The following is a 16,806-nucleotide window of genomic DNA, read 5'->3' as shown; positions in this document are numbered from 1 at the left end:
CCGGCTCCTGCCGGGCCGGGCGGTGGATCAGTCCGTGGGGGCCGGGGTGGGCGCCGGGAGAGCGCCGGTGCAGGTCGCGCGGCCGAATTCGCCGAAAGCGGTGGCGCGCTGGACGTGCTCGCCGCGAATGGCGAGCGTGCAGCTCGCCTCGCCGCCCTTCTCGTCCAGCACGATGCCGACGGACGGGTCCTTGCCGAGCGGCACCCGTACCGTCTTCTTCCACGGCAGTTCCACGTCGCTCTCGACCGTCGCCGCCCCGTCCTCGCTGCGGGCCTGGTACGAGATCTCGACCGTCCCCTTGCCCTGCACCTCGTACGTGACCTCGGCGGTGGGAACGGGCTTGGCCGCGGGCTTGTCGTCCGAGCCGAGCAGGCCGTAGCCGACGAGTCCGCCGCAGACGAGGATCAGCACCGCGGCGATGACGACCGCCGTCCGGTCCGGCTTCCCGGCCGTCTCCGTCCCGGGCCCGGAGTCCTCCGCGGACGAGGGCTCCTCGTTGACTGGCGTCGATGTCATGACAATCCGGCTTTCGGTCGGCGCGCATCGCTGGAGCGAATGCACTCGGTACAGGGCGGCTCGGGTATACACCGGCCGGTCCGCCCCGGTCGAGCGAGCGGACAAAGGGAACGAAAGCCCCGAAGGCCGTGCTTCTTCGCCGCGGCGGCGCGCGACACGGCAGGGCGGCACCCGGCACAATGCAGGCTCAAGCACAGCCAGCACGAGAAGGCGAGTCGGGAAACCGTGACCACGTCCATCGAAGGCAGGATCGCCGAGGAGCTCGGCGTACGCGAGCGGCAGGTGAAGGCGGCCGTCGAGCTGCTCGACGGCGGGTCGACCGTGCCGTTCATCGCGCGCTACCGCAAGGAAGCGACCGAGATGCTCGACGACGCGCAGCTGCGCACGCTCGAGGAGCGGCTGCGGTATCTGCGGGAGCTGGAGGAGCGGCGGACCGCGATCCTGGAGTCCGTCCGGGAGCAGGGGAAGCTCACCGACGAGGTCGAGGCGCAGATCCGGGCCGCCGACACGAAGGCGCGGCTGGAGGACATCTACCTGCCCTTCAAGCCCAAGCGGCGCACCAAGGCGCAGATTGCCCGTGAGGCCGGCCTCGAACCGCTGGCGGAGGGCCTGCTCGGCGACCCGTCCGTGGAGCCGCTCGCGGCGGCCGCGGCGTTCGTCGACGCGGAGAAGGGCGTCGCCGATGCGGCCGCGGCGCTGGAGGGCGCGCGGGCCATCCTGACGGAGCGTTTCTCCGAGGACGCCGACCTGATCGGTGAGCTGCGCGAGCGGATGTGGACGCGGGGCCGGCTCGCGGCGAAGGTCCGCGAGGGCAAGGAGGAGGCGGGCGCCAAGTTCGCCGACTACTTCGACTTCGCCGAGGCGTTCACCGAGCTCCCCTCGCACCGCATCCTCGCGATGTTCCGCGGCGAGAAGGAGGAGATCCTCGACCTCGTCCTGGAACCCGAGGAGCCGGTGGACGGCCCGTCGTCGTACGAGGGGATCGTCGCTTCCCGCTTCGGCATCGCGCAGCAGGGGCGGCCCGGTGACAAGTGGCTCGGCGACACCGTGCGCTGGGCCTGGCGGACCTGGATCCTCGTCCACCTCGGCATCGACCTGCGGCTGCGGCTGCGTACGGCCGCCGAGGACGAGGCGGTGCGGGTCTTCGCGGCGAACCTGCGGGACCTGCTGCTGGCCGCGCCCGCCGGCACGCGCGCCACGCTCGGGCTCGACCCCGGCTTCCGTACCGGCGTGAAGGTCGCCGTCGTGGACGCGACCGGCAAGGTCGTGGCGACCGACACGATCTACCCGCACGTCCCGGCCAACAAGTGGGACGAGGCTCTGGCGAAGCTGGCCCGACTGGCGAAGGAGCACGCGGTCGAACTGGTCGCGATCGGCAACGGCACGGCGTCCCGCGAGACCGACAAGCTCGCCGGTGAACTCATCGCCAGGCACCCCGAGCTGGGCCTGACCAAGGTCATGGTCTCGGAGGCCGGGGCCTCGGTGTACTCGGCGTCCGCGTTCGCCTCCCAGGAACTGCCCGGCCTCGACGTGTCGCTGCGCGGGGCCGTGTCGATCGCGCGGCGGCTGCAGGACCCGCTCGCCGAGCTGGTGAAGATCGACCCCAAGTCGATCGGGGTCGGACAGTACCAGCACGACCTGTCCGAGGTGAAGCTGTCGCGTTCGCTGGACACGGTGGTCGAGGACTGTGTGAACGGTGTCGGCGTCGACGTCAACACGGCGTCCGCGCCGCTGCTTTCGCGTGTCTCGGGCATCGGCGCGGGCCTCGCCGAGAACATCGTGGCCCACCGCGACTCCCACGGTCCCTTCCGTTCCCGCAAGGCGCTCAAGGACGTGGCGCGGCTCGGCCCGAAGGCGTACGAGCAGTGCGCGGGCTTCCTGCGGATCCGGGGCGGTGACGACCCGCTGGACGCGTCCAGCGTCCACCCGGAGGCGTACCCGGTGGTGCGTCGGATGGTGAAGACGGCGGGAGGCGAGGTCGCCTCCCTGATCGGCAACACCGGTGTGCTGCGGTCGCTGCGGGCGGACGACTTCGTGGACGAGACCTTCGGTCTGCCGACGGTGACGGACATCCTGCGCGAGCTGGAGAAGCCGGGGCGCGACCCGCGGCCCGCCTTCAGGACGGCGACGTTCAAGGAGGGCGTGGAGAAGATCGGCGACCTGGCCTCCGGAATGGTGCTGGAGGGCGTCGTCACGAATGTCGCCGCGTTCGGGGCGTTCGTGGACGTCGGCGTCCACCAGGACGGTCTGGTCCATGTGTCGGCGATGTCGAAGACGTTCGTCAAGGACCCGCGCGACGTGGTGAAGCCCGGTGACGTGGTCAAGGTGAAGGTGCTCGACGTCGACATCCCGCGCAAGCGGATCTCGCTGACCCTGCGGCTGGACGACGACGCGTCGGCTCCGTCGGGCGGGGCCGGCGCGCCGAGGCGGGAGCGCGGTGGGCGTCCGCCGCAGCAGCGCCAGGGCGGTGGCGGACGCGACCGCCGCGGTGCGGGCGGCAACGGCGGTGGCGGCGCCCGTCAGGCTCCCGCCCCGGCGAACAGCGCGATGGCCGACGCCCTGCGCAAGGCGGGGCTGCTGGACCCGAAGGGCGGGGGCGGCCGGCGCGGCTGAGGCGCGGGGCGCGGGCTCGGCGGGGCGGGGGAAGTCTCCCCCCGCCCCGCCCCTTCCCGTAACTGGGGCTGCGCCCCAGACCCCCTGGCGGGGGATGGGGCGGTACGTGGGGGCGAGGTCCCGAGACCCCCGGCGGCAGCTTCGCGCCGCGGACCCCCGAGGGGTGGGGCGGTAGGGCCGACGCCCCCATCCCGCCAGGCGGCAGCATCGCGCCGCGGACACCCTGGCGCGGGGATGGGCCGGTACGTAGGGCCGACGCCCCCATCCCGCAGGCGGCAGCATCGCGCCGCGGACACCCTGGCGCGGGGACGGGGCGGCTCTCCGCCCGCACGCGGGTCGACGGGCAACCGGTGGCGGGCAACGGCAGGCACGGCGTCCGCGGGCTGACGCGGCCGGACGGTGCCGGTGCCCCGGTGGGCGGCGGCCGCGCTGTGCGCCTGCGCGGCCGCCGGGGTCACTGCTCGGTCACCTTTCCCCCGGCCACCTCGACGCGGCGCGTGGTGCGGACGGCGTCCAGCATCCGTCGGTCGTGGGTGACCAGCAGCAGCGTGCCCGTGTAGGAATCGAGCGCCGACTCCAACTGCTCGATGGCGGGCAGGTCGAGGTGGTTGGTCGGCTCGTCCAGGACCAGCAGATTGACCCCGCGGCCCTGGAGCAGCGCCAGGGCCGCGCGGGTGCGTTCGCCCGGGGAGAGGGAGGTCGCCGGGCGCAGCACGTGCCCGGCCTTGAGCCCGAACTTGGCCAGCAGCGTGCGGACGTCGGCCGGTTCGGTGTCGGGGACGGCCGCGCAGAACGCGTCCAGCAGCGACTGCGTCCCGTGGAACAGCTTCCGCGTCTGGTCGACCTCGCCGACGACGACACCCGAGCCGAGCGAGGCGTGCCCGGCGTCGAGGTCGAGGCGGCCGAGGAGCGCGGCGAGCAGCGTCGACTTGCCCGCACCGTTCGCGCCGGTGATCGCGACCCGGTCGGCCCAGTCGATCTGGAGGGACGCCGGACCGAAGCGGAAGTCGCCGCGCCGGACCTCGGCCTCGCGCAGGGTCGCGACCACGGAACCGGAGCGCGGCACGGCGGCGATCTCCATCCGCAGCTCCCACTCCTTGCGCGGCTCGTCGACCGCGTCGAGCCGTTCGATCATGCGCTGCGTCTGGCGGGCCTTCGCCGCCTGCTTCTCGCTCGCCTCGCTGCGCATCTTGCGGCCGATCTTGTCGTTGTCGGTCGCCTTGCGGCGGGCGTTCTTCACGCCCTTGTCCATCCAGGAGCGCTGCATATGGGCGCGGCCCTCCAGGGCGGCCTTCTTGTCGGCGTACTCCTCGTACTCCTCGCGCGCGTGACGGCGGGCCGTCTCGCGCTCCTCCAGATAGGCCGCGTAACCGCCGCCGTAGAGGGTGATCTGCTGCTGGGCCAGGTCGAGTTCGAGGACCTTGGTGACCGTGCGGGTCAGGAACTCGCGGTCGTGGCTCACGACCACGGTGCCCGCGCGCAGGCCCTGGACGAAGCGCTCCAGTCGCTCCAGTCCGTCCAGGTCGAGGTCGTTGGTGGGCTCGTCGAGCAGGAAGAGGTCGTAGCGGGACAGCAGAAGGGACGCCAGTCCGGCGCGGGCGGCCTGACCGCCGGAGAGCGAGGTCATCGGCTGGTCGAGGCCGACGGCGAGCCCGAGCGAGTCGGCGACCTCCTCGGCGCGCTCGTCGAGATCTGCCCCACCCAGGCCGAGCCAGCGCTCCAGGCTCACCGCATAGGCGTCGTCCGCGCCGGGCGCCCCGTCGACGAGGCCCTGGGTGGCCTCGTCCATGGCGGCCTGCGCGGCGGCGACGCCGGTGCGGCGGGCGAGGAAGTCCCGTACGGACTCGCCCTCGCGGCGATCCGGCTCCTGCGGGAGGTGGCCGACGGTCGCGGTGGGCGGCGAGAGCCGCAGCTCGCCCTGTTCGGGGCGGTCGAGTCCGCCGAGCAGGCGCAGGAGCGTGGACTTCCCCGCGCCGTTGACACCGACGAGGCCGATGACGTCGCCCGGTGCGACGACGAGATCGAGGCCGGAGAAGAGCGAACGCTCGCCGTGGCCGGCGGCGAGGTCCTTCGCGACGAGAGTGGCAGTCATCAGGAGGCCGATCCTAGGCCAGCGCCGGTGTGACTTTGATCGGTGGCGGCTTGATAGCGGACCATTGCTGGTCGCCGCGATGCGTTTATTTGTAGTTGGCGAGGTCGTTGATCGGTGGTTGGCGGGCCAACGTCGGGATGGTCACGGTAAGTGTTCTCCATGAAACGTGGGTCGCCGATGCGCTCACCGAGCCGGATCAGCACGGAACGTTCGCGCCTGTGGATAACGTCATAACGAGGCGTCAGAGACGCCGTGCAGGCGCGGCAGCTTCCGTTCGCCCGTCGGCTCGGCTACGCCGAACGCGCCAGCTCCACAACGTGTGTCCCATGAGAGCCACGGCGACGACGCATGCTGCGACGCGAGTTACGTTCCAGGTTATGGCGAAAACCGGACCCTCTGAGTCCGCCTCTACGCTCAATCGCCGAGTCGCCTCGAAGAAGGCGATCAATGGAACAAGCAGACGGAACAGAAGGCCACCAATTCCGGGCGTCCGCGCTACGTTCCCTATGAGTCCCACAGGCCCACCAAACACGAAGGCCGCTATTCCCCACACGAGAATTTGCCCCTCGCTGGAGGCGCCAGATTCCATTCCAGCAGGAATGGAGGTGGCGGGTTCCATTCCGGCCGGAATGGTGGGATTCATATCCTTGAAGAGGTAGTATGTGACTACACCGATGGCCAATCCCAAAGACGCCAGCAATGCCGACTCGATCTTAGATCGGCGAAAATAGCCCACCAGCAATGCATAGCAGGCCCACGGCCAACCACTAGAAAAAACAATACCCACGGCGACGCAAACGGGATTATCCCATTTCCCGGCAACGGGGCCCACTAGGCCAAGTAGCAAACCCGCTCCGAGAGACACAATGACCGGCACAACGCGAGCACGCGTAAATCGTATGATTACTCTTCCCCCCGTTCAGTGAGTGAGTCCGAGTTGGAGGTGGCGCCACTCGGGGCTACGCGGGCAACCGAACAGCCCCAGAGCGGCCCACCAACCTACCGCACCTTCCGAGGAGTTACCGCTCGGTTCGGTGATCAGAACCTAATCGACGCTGTAGTAGGTGGAGCAGGTGTAGGCAAGACCCGCAGTGAGGTTCGCGTTAGAGGTGTTGCCGGCTGCGGCCCAAGCGCGACGCGTACTGCCCGCGAGCTTCACCGTGGACGAGTGCCCCCTTGTGTGGTGATAGTAATTCGAGTAGCAGTACTTATTGACTACCCCGGGGCTAACCTCTCTTGCGTACCAGCCGTAACACCAGGTGCCACCGCTGGACGGGCTGAGGCATGCCTGCGACTGCGGGCTAAAAGAGCCCGTCGAAGCGTCCATCTTGAACGTCACCGCACCCCATTCAGAGGGGTTGCCCAGCCCTGCAGGCGGCTGGGTCCCGTCCCCGCGGTGATGAACGGTGACGGTGGCTCCGGAGGCGCTGGCGGTTGCAGACGCGTCCGCGGTGGCCGGCGCCGCGAGTCCTACAGCCGCAATGGCTGCGCCCGCGATAGCGAAAGCGACGGATCTACCGGCAATCTTCACGAAATTCCCTCCCCTGATTCCCCCTGTCGGGAACGGGAGAGATCCTTCACGGGTCCGCACCTCCTGCCAGCAAAGGGAATTTGAACCTGTTGACTGAAAACTCCTCTGACCGATTCATGTGCCATCGTCTGGATATTTCTGCATTTCTCATCGCCTGTTTTAAGGTGATTAGTCTGATAAGCCTGCCCAGTCCGACACCTCAGTCATCCATCGCCTTCAGTACTGATCGGTGACCGATACCAAACGTTCGGTTTGGCCTATGGCGTCGGCATGCCCACCCGTCTCGTTCGCGCGATCCCGGACGCAGACGACCGCCCGGCGGCGAACCTCCGCGACTCAGCCAACGGTCAACCGGGCACTGGCTATCTCCCGCGCACCCGTCGACGCGGCATGGCACGACTGAAGTTCTGGCGGATCTTCCGAAGATCACAGGCAGCCCCAATTCGAATGACGTCCATCGCCAATGCCGTCCTCCCTCTGGAGACGTAACGCTGGAAAGGCTCACTGGTCAGCACCGGTGGCGATGGCGTGTGCGTAGTCCTCGAGGGCCATCCGGAGTTCGAGGTAGTAGGGAAGCCGCGAGGCCGGACGAGACGGCTCCGAATGAGGGCCTTGGGGCTGTTATTGTCAGGCTCGCTGGCGTAGGGGCCGAGGCGCTGGCTGCTCGGGGCGAGGGTCACTTCGCTGCCGGTGAGCCCGCCTCCAGGACAGCGCGACTCGCATCCGGGCCCGGCTCAACTGGGCGCCCGTCAAGTACGCCGCAGTCCGGGCTGAATGCCCCCGGACTTCGCACAGGCCGTCGCTCCAGGCCAGCACTCCGGATGACCGACCAGCCACCGGAACGACAGGCTCTCCACCTTCCCGCCCGGTCCGGTCACGACAACCTGCCCGGACTGGGGCCGCACCTCCGCGATCTTCCAGGCATCGCCGCCGATCTGAGCTCCAGCCGCGCGGCCAAGTTCAGCTGTCCGCCCAGCGCCGGCCCCTGTGGTGGCGGCCGCGGTCAGCCGCAAAGCCGCCGCCGCTTCACTGGTCGCCGCACCTCCCACCATCCGGCATCAGCGCGAGGAAGTCCGGAGTGTGCTCGGAGCGGCCGCACGCGTACTCGAGCCTGAACGGCTGCGGGAAGACCTCGGCTACCGTCACGAAGCCAGGGCCAACAGCAACCGGGCCTCCCCGAGCGATGCGAAACCGTGGAGTCGACCGGTTGACACCATGAACTGCAGGCCCGACCGATGCCTCTGCCGTGCCCGCCAGGAAAAGCGTCTGACCGGCTCCGATCTGTACACAGGCACTGCGTCCAAGTCCCGCAAGCGCCAGACCACCTCGTCCCCGCCGAAACACCAGGTCGCCGACCACCGCCTCTGTACCCGACGGACACCCGACGTGCACCCACAGGCCATGGGCTACCGTCCCGGCATGAACGCTGACGTGCTGGTGCTGGGCGGTGGGGTCATCGGGCTGACGACGGCCATGGTGCTCGCCGAGAGCGGCAGGCGGGTGCGGGTCTGGTCCCGGGAGCCGGCCGAGGCCACCACGTCCGCGGTGGCAGGGGCGCTGTGGTGGCCGTACCGCATCGAGCCCGAGGCCCTCGCGGGCACCTGGGCGCTCGAATCGCTGCGGGTGTACGGGGAGCTGGCGGCCCGGGCCGAGGAGACCGGCGTGCGGATCGTGCCCGGAGTCCACGCGGACCTGCGGATGGCGGGGCTCGGGGCGTGGGCGGCCGAGGTCGAGGGGCTGCGCACCGCGGAGCCGGGCGAGCTGCCCGCGGGGTACCCGGCGGGGCTGCGGGCCCGGATCCCCCTGATCGACATGCCCGTTCACCTGCGATGGCTGGAGAAGCGGCTGGCTGAGGCGGGCGGCACGCTCGAACGGCGCATGGTGACCTCCTTCGGGCAGGCGCAGGCCCGGAGCGGGGCCGCGGTGGTCGTGAACTGCACGGGTCTCGGTGCGCGGGAGCTGGCGCCCGACCCGACCCTGCGGCCGGTGCGCGGCCAGCTGGTGCTGGTGGAGAACCCGGGTGTGACGGAGTGGTTCACCGCCGCCGACCCGGCTTCGGCGGAGACGACGTACTTCTTCCCGCAGCCAGGGCGGCTCGTCCTCGGCGGCACGGCGGACGAGGACGTCTGGTCGCAGGAGCCGGACCCGGCGACGGCCGCGGCGATCGTCGCGCGCTGCGCCCGTGTCCTCCCGGCCATCGGGGACGCCCGCGTCCTCGGCCACCGGGTGGGCCTTCGCCCGGTCCGCACGGGCGGTGTCCGCCTCACCTCCGAACGCCTGCCGGACGGCGGTCTCCTGATCCACAACTACGGCCACGGCGGCGCGGGCGTGACGGTGGCCTGGGGCTGCGCACGAGCGGCGGCGGCACTGGCGGGCTGAGCGCCTCGGCGGGGGCGTCCGACCGTCACCGCACCACGCCCGAGCCGGGCGGGGCGGGCCCTCCTGGGAGCGCGGCCTGGAGGGATGTGCTCGGCCCGTCCAGGGCAGCCCGGGCCGGCCCCTCAGCTCCCCCCGGGGCGGTCCTTGTCCGCGTCGGGGGGCGTGTCCGTGTCCGGCGTTCCGGGGCCATTTTCCGCCTCCTCCGGCGGGATCCGGCCCGCCTCCGGGCCCGTGCCCGGGCCGATGCGGATCTCGAACTCGCCCGCGTACTTCTCGTGGCCCGCGATCACCGCCGATTCCACCGCCTCCTCGGCGATCTCGCCGCGGACGATCAGGGGGTCCTGGCGCAGGTCGCGCATGAGGGCCACGCACATGCCGATCATCACCAGCACGAACGGGGCCGCCACGAGGATCGTCAGGTGTTGCAGGCCCGCGAGCGCGTCCCCCTTGCCCTCGCCGACGAGCAGCATCACCGCCGCCACGGCCCCGGTCACCACGCCCCAGAAGACGACGACGAGCCGGGCCGGTTCGAAGGTGCCCTTCTGGGACAGCGTGCCCATTACGATGGAGGCGGCGTCCGCGCCCGAGACGAAGAAGATGCCGACGAGGATCATCACGAGCAGGCTCATCGCGCCCGCGATCGGGAACTGCTGCAGCACGCCGAAGAGCTGGCCCTCCGGCGTCGTCTCGTCCGCCATCCGCCCCTCCTCCTGGAGCTTCATCGCCGTGCCGCCGAAGACGGCGAACCAGACCAGGCTGACCGTGCTCGGCACGAGGATGACGCCGCCGACGAACTGGCGGATCGTACGGCCGCGGCTGATGCGCGCGATGAACATGCCGACGAACGGCGTCCAGGAGATCCACCAGGCCCAGTAGAAGACCGTCCAACTGCTCAGCCAGTCCGCGACGTCACCGCCGCCGGTCGCCGCCTCCGTACGGCCGGCCAGCTGCGGCAGGTCGCCGACGTAGGAGGCCAGCGAGGTGGGCACGAGGTCGAGGACGAGGATGGTGGGCCCGGCGATGAAGACGAACACGGCGAGCACCACCGCGAGCACCATGTTGGTGTTGGACAGCCACTGGATGCCCCGCTCGACCCCGGAGACCGCCGAGAACACGAAACACACCGTCAGCACCGCGATGATGGAGATGAGCAGCCCGGTCCCGGCCCTCTCCATCCAGCCCAGTTCCTGGAAGCCGCTGCCGATCTGCAGTGCGCCGAGGCCCAGGGACGTCGCGGAGCCGAAGAGCGTGGCGAAGATCGCGAGGACGTCGATCACGCGGCCCGGCGCGCCGTTGGCCTTCTCCTTGCCCATCAGCGGCTCGAAGACGGCGCTGATGTTCTGGCGCCTGCGGCGCCGGAAGGTGCTGTACGCGATGGCGAGGCCGACCACCGCGTAGATCGCCCACGGGTGCAGGGTCCAGTGGAAGAGGGTGGTGGCCAGGGCCGTCTGCATGGCGTCCGCCGAGTCGACCGGATCGGTGCCCGGCGGCGGGCTGGTGTAGTGCGCGAGCGGCTCGCTGACGCCGTAGAACATCAGGCCGATGCCCATGCCGGCGCTGAACATCATCGCCACCCACGACACCGTCCGGAACTCGGGCCCCTCGTGTTCCTGGCCGAGCGGAATCCTGCCGTAGCGGCTGATCGCCAGCCACAGAGCGAAGACGACGAAGCCCGAGGCGGCCAGGACGAATGCCCAGCCGCCGTTGTGCATCAGGCCGTTCAGCAGAGTGTCGGAGGCGCTCTCCAGCGTTTCGGTGAAGGCCGACCCCCAGACCACGAAGGCGAGCGTGAGGACGGCCGTCACGCCGAACACCACCCGGTCGGTGACGGCCGGTCTGTCCTCGTGCGGGTGGCGGCCCGGCAGGGCCGCCTTGACCGGATACCACAGCCGTTTGCCCGGCTTCTGTTGCTCGTGCGACACGGGGCACCTTTCACGTGTTCACCGGAGTCCGATTGCACTCCCCGCTACCCCCTACCACACCGGGCAATCAGCTCCCGGGATCAACAGGCGTCAACAGGTTTCCCCTCCGTGAGGTGATAGGCCGCGCGGGTATCGAGCAGCAGCGGAATCAGCTTGCGCTGGGACTGCCGCAGCGGTACGACGGCGCCGCCTTCGACGGCCCTGACCGCGACGCCGTGCAGCGCCAGTTCGTCCTTCACCTCCGTGTACTGGGCGGTGTCGAGGCGGTACGCGCAGGGCGGGTCCTGGAGAGTCTCCTCGGGCGCGGCCGGGTCGTTGTCGGCGCCGCCCAGGTAGACCGGCCCGCGGTCCGCGAGACCGGCCCGCCGCGCCGCGCCGGTCGCCGCCTCGATCCGTCCCCGCCGTTCGTCACTGAAGGCGAACAGGCCCGTGAGGGCGGCCAGTTGGCTGTGCACGCGCCGGCGGTTGTTCAGCGCCGCGTCCGCCTGCTCCTCGGGCGTCAACGGGTCGACGCGACTCTCGATCAGCAGTCCGACCGCGTTCTTGACGCCGGTCGCGTTGCGCAGGATGCGCTCCTGGCCGTCGCCCGCGGTCTGCCTGATCGGTTCCCCGGTGACCGGGTCGGTCCAGATGCCGTACGTGCCGGTCGAGTAGCCCTCGTGTCCGGCGGCCGGGCGGACGTAGCGCGCGGACAGCGTCTGCGCCTCGCGGTGGACGGCGTCGTCGGTGTTGAGGTTGCGGGGCCAGAGGTCGAACAGGTCCTTGTCGTAGTAGGGAGGCGTGGCTCCGTACTCGTGCAGGTCGTAGACCACGTCCGGGCGCCGGTCCCGGATCACGGCGGCGATCGCGCGTCCCTCGGAGGTCTTCAGGGCGATGTGGTCGCGGTTGATGTCGACGCCGTCGGAGTTGCCGCGCGTGTCGGCGGCCCGGCCGTCGGGGTTGGCCGTGGGCACGACGAGGAGGTGGGTGCGGGACAGCAGCCGGCGGGCCGCCTCGTCCCTGCCGTACGCGAGGTCGCGGACGGTGGTCAGACACGCCTCGCGGCCGGACGGTTCGTCGCCGTGCTGACTGCAGATCAGCAGCACGGTGTGGTCGGCTTCGCGGTTGCCGAGGTGGACGAGCTGGAGGGGACGGCCCTGCTTGGTGCTGCCGATCCGTTCGACGGACACGGCACGGTTGTCCCGGTCCGCGGCCGCGAGCAGTGTCTGCTCCTCGGGCTGGGTGGTCCAGCGGGCGCCGTTGCTCGTCTCGAAGCCGGTGCGCGGCACGCCGGGCGCGGCCTGCGCGGGCGCGGTGACCAGTGGTGCGGCCAGCACCGCCGCCACGCCCGTCAGCAGCAGGGTGTGCAGGCGGGGCATCCGGAGCACGGTTCGGGTGCGGGGTGTCATCGGGTGCTGCCTCCGGGGATCGGACGGATGGGACGCGGGCCCGCGACGCCTTCGGAGCTCTGATCGCGCGCGCCGGGACGGTCGGCGGTCGGGACGGTGGCGCGGGCGAAGGCGGCGGCTCCTCCGACGAGGGGCAGGTCCGCCGTGGTGCGGGCGAGATCGAGGGTGAGCCGCGGGGTGCTCGCCGGCGGGTCGATCAGGTTCCGGTCCGTGCCGGCGACGACGAGGGCGAGCCGGTGCCCGGCCGGGACCACGTGGTCGCTCGCGTGCAGGTCGAGGGTGATGGTGTACGGCTTGCCGCGGGTCAGCGGCCGTCCTTCGGCCTCGGAGGCGTGGTTGCCGAGGTCGGCCCAGCCGCGGCTGAAGATCGTGTGGCCGACGTCGGCGGTGTCCGCCTTCGTCTCCTTGAAGCAGGAGCTGTCGCCGGCGGTGCTCGCGCCCCAGCAGGTGCGTGCGGCAAGGGTGGTGATGCCTTCGCCGGACGCCGCGTAGTCGCGGATGGTGGCCGGCCCGAGGTCGACGAGCACGGCCGTCAGATGGGCGCTCGTCGTCGAGGGGGTGGCGGTGACGGTGACCCGGCCGGTGCCCGACAGGCGCAGAGCGCTGGCGAGCGGGCGGGTGACGAACCCGGCCTTGGCGGCCGTGCCGGTGTCGACGGCGGCGGCCCAGTCGCCTTCGTCCAGCGCCGGGTCGTCGGTGAACGTCTCGGTCGCGCCGGGGGGCGCGGGTCGCAGCGACAGCGTGCCGACGCCGGGAGCACTGCCGTTGCCCGGGCGCAGCGAGGCCGTGGCGGTGCCGCGCGGCGGCCAGACCCGGTCGGTGGACCACTGGTCGGGGGCGTGCTCGATGTCGGCCATCGGTTCGCGGTCGATGCCGTTGTCGAATCCGAGCAGGTAGTGGTCGAACCAGCGGTGCAGAGTGGAGACCCACTCACCGCGCCGGAAGTCGAACGGGTCGACGTGGCCGGTCTGGGAGAGCCAGATCTTGCGCTCGACGCCGTTCTCGGCGAGCGCGTCCCACCACTGCCCGACGTGCTTGGCACGGACGTTGAGGTCCTGCATGCCGTGCACGGCGAAGACGCTGGCCCGCACCTTGTCCGCGTCCGGCACGTAGTCGCGTTCGGCCCACAGCGGGGTCAGGTCGCCGCTGCGCGGGGCGCCGTCGACGAGGCGCTGCTGGACGGCCTGGCAGCGCGCCCGGGCCTCGGGGCTCTCGACGTAACCGGAGAGCCAGTCCGGGCCGGAGTCGTACAGGGGGGCGCCCTTGGCGAAGTAGTAGTCGTACCAGGAGGAGATGGCGCCGATCGGGACGATCGTCTTCAGTCCTCGTACGCCGGTGGCGGCGACGCCGTTGGCGATGGTGCCGTCGTAGCTCTTGCCGATCATTCCGGTGGCGCCCGTGGTCCAGTCGGCCCTGGTGCGCTCGCCGCCGGTGCGGCCGGTCCAGCCCTGGGCGCGGCCGTTCAGCCAGTCGACGACCGCCTTGGCCGACTGGATGTCCGAGCGGCCGCCGACGTCGACGCAGCCGTCCGACCGATTGGTTCCGGCCAGGTCGACGGCGACGAAGGCGTAGCCGCGCGGGACGAAGTAGTTGTCGTAGTAGAGCGGGAACTGGACGGGGTCGCCGTTCTCGTCGTACGTCTTGCGCTGGCTCTCGTTGCCGCGCCCGCAGCAGGAGTAGTACGGGCTGGCATCCATGATCACGGGGATCTTCCGCCCCTGACGGGCTGTCTCGCGCGGGCGGACGATGTCGACGGCGACCCGGTCGGTGCGTCCGTCGCCGTCTCCGTCGAGCCGGGTGTCGACCCAGACCGACTCGCGGATCGCGTTCTCGTAGGAGTGGACGGGTCTGCTCTCGCGCGCCTGCGGCGCGCCCTGTGCCCCCGCGGGGATGCCCACGGCCAGCAGGGCGGCGGAGGCCGCGAGGACGAGCGATCTGTAGGTCAGGCGGGTGGCCCGCACACGAATCGGCATGGGGCGGAAGGTACTCCGGTCAACTGCCGTGCGACAGGGGGCAGTCGGGTGGCTTGGCCGCGCCCGAGGCCGAAGCGGAGGCGCGGCGGGCGTACGTGGCTGAGCAGAACCGCCGCTCGTTCCGGGCCAACCCGACCGGCACGGATGCGGCCGCTGCCGCGGGCGAGGCAGCCGACGCCGCGCGGGCTCGTACGGCGAGCACCTGCTGGCGCGCGGCTGGAGCAGCCACGAAAGCCCCCTCACTCGTGCTGTTCTCGATCACTGCTGCAACGGCCAGTGGGCCTGGCCGGCGCCCGTTGCTGGCGCAGGGCATCAACCGGGGCCGTCCGCCCGTGTGGACGCGGCGGCAGCTGATGGACAACATACGGTGGCGGACCCGGACCGGTGCCCCCCTGGCGCGATGTCCCGGAACGTTACGGACCGTGGGGCCCGGTCCATGACCTGTTCCGGCCGGGTACGGGCCGACAAGGCGTACCACCACAACATGAGCCTTCGGCCCGGTCGCCACTGAGGCCCAGCACCAGGCCATCCGTGCCCTGACTGCGGCCGAGTGGTAACAACCGCCTCGGCCGGCAACGGTCCCGGCGACTTCCGCGGCGGGCAGCCGGCCGGTTTCCCCGAAGTGCTGACCGTCACCGCGAAGGACGTCCACAACCAGCCCTGGCGCAATTCCAGCTTCGCCGTAGGCCCGCAGGAGATCGAGCACACCATTTCAGCGCCGGGCGTCGACATCTTCGTCCAGACACTTCCCAACCGGCTGGGATGCGGGGCCGACGGCCGCTGCGCGGTCTCCGGCACCAGCCTCTCAGCCCCGATCGCGGCAGGTGTCGTCGCCCTGCGCATCAGCTCCGGCCAGTGCGAAGGCAGTTCAGCCGACATCATCCGCACAGTACGCGGTCATGCGGTTTCTCCTTGCAGGTCAAGGACGCGGGCGGCCCGGATCAGGCGCATCCCGGCGTGGTGGGTGATCAGGGCGCCGGCCGCGTGCGCGGCCGTGGCCGCGCCGGGGTGGACCCGCTGTGTGGCCGGGGGTGCGACGATGGAGCGTTCGGGTCGGCTGGGTGCCGTCGTGGCGCTCCAGGCATCTGCCCTTTCAGATCTCCTTGCGGCACGCGATGCAGTCGAACCAGTCCCGCTTCGCGTAGGCGGTTTCACCGCGTGGCGTTGCTGATGCTCGTGCCGGTGAGGTCGGCAAGCACGGATGCGGGCAGATCGGAGGCCAAGGCGAGACGAGCGCTGTGACGGCCGCACAAGCCACCGAATCCATGGCGCCGGAGCAGCAGACTCAGGTACTGGAACCGGATCGCACCCGCGGGTTCCTGGCCGGGGAAAGGGAGATGCCGCCGCAGCCGACGGTGCAAGTGCGGGGGTCTATAAGGTGCGTCCTCGTGAACGCTGCTGAACTTGACCGTCGAGCCCGTACGCACGACGGCTGGATCCCTCCTCATCTGGTCTCCTGGCTCGTCGACCATGGTCATCTCGGCGAAGTCGAACCTCAGGCGCGTGGCGGCGACTGGTTCTGTGCCCAGGCGTGGGTGCGCATCCTCGTCGACCAAGACCGGCGGGATGAAGCCCTGGACGTGCTCGCCCCGTACCTTGCCACGGGCTGGTGGAAGGCGGCACGCGGTGGAGTGTGGCATCAACCGCCTCAATGGGGAACGAGCTGTGGCCACGAGGTACGACAAGCCGGCGTCCGCTACGAGGCAACCGTCCTTGTCGCTGCCATCGACGCATGGCTGTGACACCCCGCAACCGGTCCTCAGCCGGCTTCCTCCGCAAGCTTCTTGATGCCGCAAAGGGTGGCCTCCATGCCGGCGCTCAGCTCCTTCAGGCGGAAGGCAATGATCTCCGCCTCCCGGTCCGGCCGGCGATCGAGGGCCAGTGTGACTCCGCTGCGGCCCGGCCCGATGAGGGCCGACTGCCGCAGCCGGGTGCCCCCGTCCTCGGCCTCGAGTTCGTAGCGCCAGGACGCCATGGATTTCGCCGGGTCCAGCGTCGGTTCTCCGTACCGGCCGTCCGCATCCGTGACAGCCCAGGCGAACACCCGTTGTTCGTCCAGCTCGACCACATGGGAGACGGTCCGCCACTCGCCGAGCTGCTGGTGATGGTTGTAGCCCTCGAAGCGCGCACCCACCAGAGGCCGGTCCGCGCCATCGAGCCACGCGACGCGCTGCAGCTCCGGGCTGAGCCGGGCAGGCAGACGAATGTCGGTCACCAGCTCCCAGACCCGCGGCACGGCTGCCCGGACATGAACATCACAGTGCACGCTCGGACCATCGGCAAATCGCACGTCGCCCCCTCGGTGTCGAATTCCCTGATCATCCACGGCCGTGATCCGCTTTCGCAACAGGCCTAGGCCACCCCGGTCTCGGGTCGGCAGATGTGGCACTGG

At 70.7% G+C, this 16,806-nt stretch carries 10 protein-coding genes and 2 pseudogenes; 5 read left to right on the top strand and 7 right to left on the bottom strand.

Going from position 1 to position 16,806, the window contains the following annotated elements:
• Positions 1-27 precede the first annotated feature (27 nt).
• Entirely contained in the window at positions 28-516 is a 489-nt protein-coding gene (locus ACWD0A_RS10765) for a hypothetical protein (protein ID WP_451296669.1), read from the bottom strand.
• 225 nt (positions 517-741) lie between these two features.
• On the opposite strand from ACWD0A_RS10765, the gene ACWD0A_RS10760 reads away from it, so the two are divergent.
• On the top strand, positions 742-3,129 hold the full coding sequence (locus ACWD0A_RS10760) for a Tex family protein (RefSeq protein WP_451296667.1): 2,388 nt from the start codon (positions 742-744) through the stop codon (positions 3,127-3,129).
• Positions 3,130-3,583: 454 nt separating this feature from the next.
• On the opposite strand, the gene ACWD0A_RS10755 is transcribed toward ACWD0A_RS10760, so the two are convergent.
• Together ACWD0A_RS10755 and ACWD0A_RS10750 are read right to left on the bottom strand one after the other, a co-directional pair.
• Entirely contained in the window at positions 3,584-5,221 is a 1,638-nt protein-coding gene (locus ACWD0A_RS10755; protein WP_451296665.1) for an ABC-F family ATP-binding cassette domain-containing protein, read from the bottom strand.
• A 1,045-nt stretch (positions 5,222-6,266) separates the two neighbouring features.
• A complete protein-coding gene (locus tag ACWD0A_RS10750) occupies positions 6,267-6,548 on the bottom strand; it encodes a lactococcin 972 family bacteriocin (RefSeq protein WP_451296803.1) in 282 nt (93 codons plus the stop codon).
• Positions 6,549-7,086: 538 nt separating this feature from the next.
• Between ACWD0A_RS10750 and ACWD0A_RS10745 the strand changes: the two are divergent.
• Positions 7,087-7,241, top strand: a pseudogene (locus ACWD0A_RS10745) (IS5/IS1182 family transposase); the annotation flags it as partial.
• A 930-nt stretch (positions 7,242-8,171) separates the two neighbouring features.
• Positions 8,172-9,131, top strand: coding sequence for an FAD-dependent oxidoreductase (locus ACWD0A_RS10740; RefSeq protein ID WP_451296663.1), 960 nt, complete (start codon positions 8,172-8,174; stop codon positions 9,129-9,131).
• 122 nt (positions 9,132-9,253) lie between these two features.
• Here ACWD0A_RS10740 and ACWD0A_RS10735 read toward each other — a convergent pair whose 3' ends face one another.
• The 3 genes from ACWD0A_RS10735 to ACWD0A_RS10725 all read right to left on the bottom strand — a co-directional run bounded on the left by ACWD0A_RS10735 (position 9,254) and on the right by ACWD0A_RS10725 (position 14,414).
• The gene (locus ACWD0A_RS10735; protein WP_451296661.1) at positions 9,254-11,053 is read right to left on the bottom strand and encodes a BCCT family transporter; all 1,800 of its coding nucleotides are present in this window, start codon (positions 11,051-11,053) and stop codon (positions 9,254-9,256) included.
• Positions 11,054-11,133: 80 nt separating this feature from the next.
• Positions 11,134-12,411, bottom strand: coding sequence for a M14 family metallopeptidase (locus ACWD0A_RS10730; protein ID WP_451296659.1), 1,278 nt, complete (start codon positions 12,409-12,411; stop codon positions 11,134-11,136).
• A 26-nt stretch (positions 12,412-12,437) separates the two neighbouring features.
• Positions 12,438-14,414, bottom strand: a complete 1,977-nt coding sequence (locus ACWD0A_RS10725; protein WP_451296657.1) for a Xaa-Pro dipeptidyl-peptidase — start codon at positions 14,412-14,414, stop codon at positions 12,438-12,440.
• A 550-nt stretch (positions 14,415-14,964) separates the two neighbouring features.
• Here ACWD0A_RS10725 and ACWD0A_RS10720 point away from each other — a divergent pair.
• Positions 14,965-15,585: a S8 family serine peptidase gene (locus ACWD0A_RS10720; protein ID WP_451296655.1), complete on the top strand. Its 621-nt coding sequence runs from the start codon at positions 14,965-14,967 to the stop codon at positions 15,583-15,585.
• A gap of 446 nt (positions 15,586-16,031) precedes the next feature.
• Positions 16,032-16,156: pseudogene (locus tag ACWD0A_RS10715) on the top strand (IS5 family transposase); the annotation flags it as partial.
• Between the two features lie 17 nt (positions 16,157-16,173).
• On the opposite strand, the gene ACWD0A_RS10710 reads toward ACWD0A_RS10715, so the two are convergent.
• A complete protein-coding gene (locus ACWD0A_RS10710) occupies positions 16,174-16,740 on the bottom strand; it encodes an SRPBCC family protein (RefSeq protein WP_451296653.1) in 567 nt (188 codons plus the stop codon).
• Between the last annotated feature and the right edge of the window lie 66 nt (positions 16,741-16,806).

The organism is Streptomyces sp. NPDC002867 (genome assembly GCF_053591895.1).
This window is presented reverse-complemented; position numbering and strand designations above follow the sequence as displayed.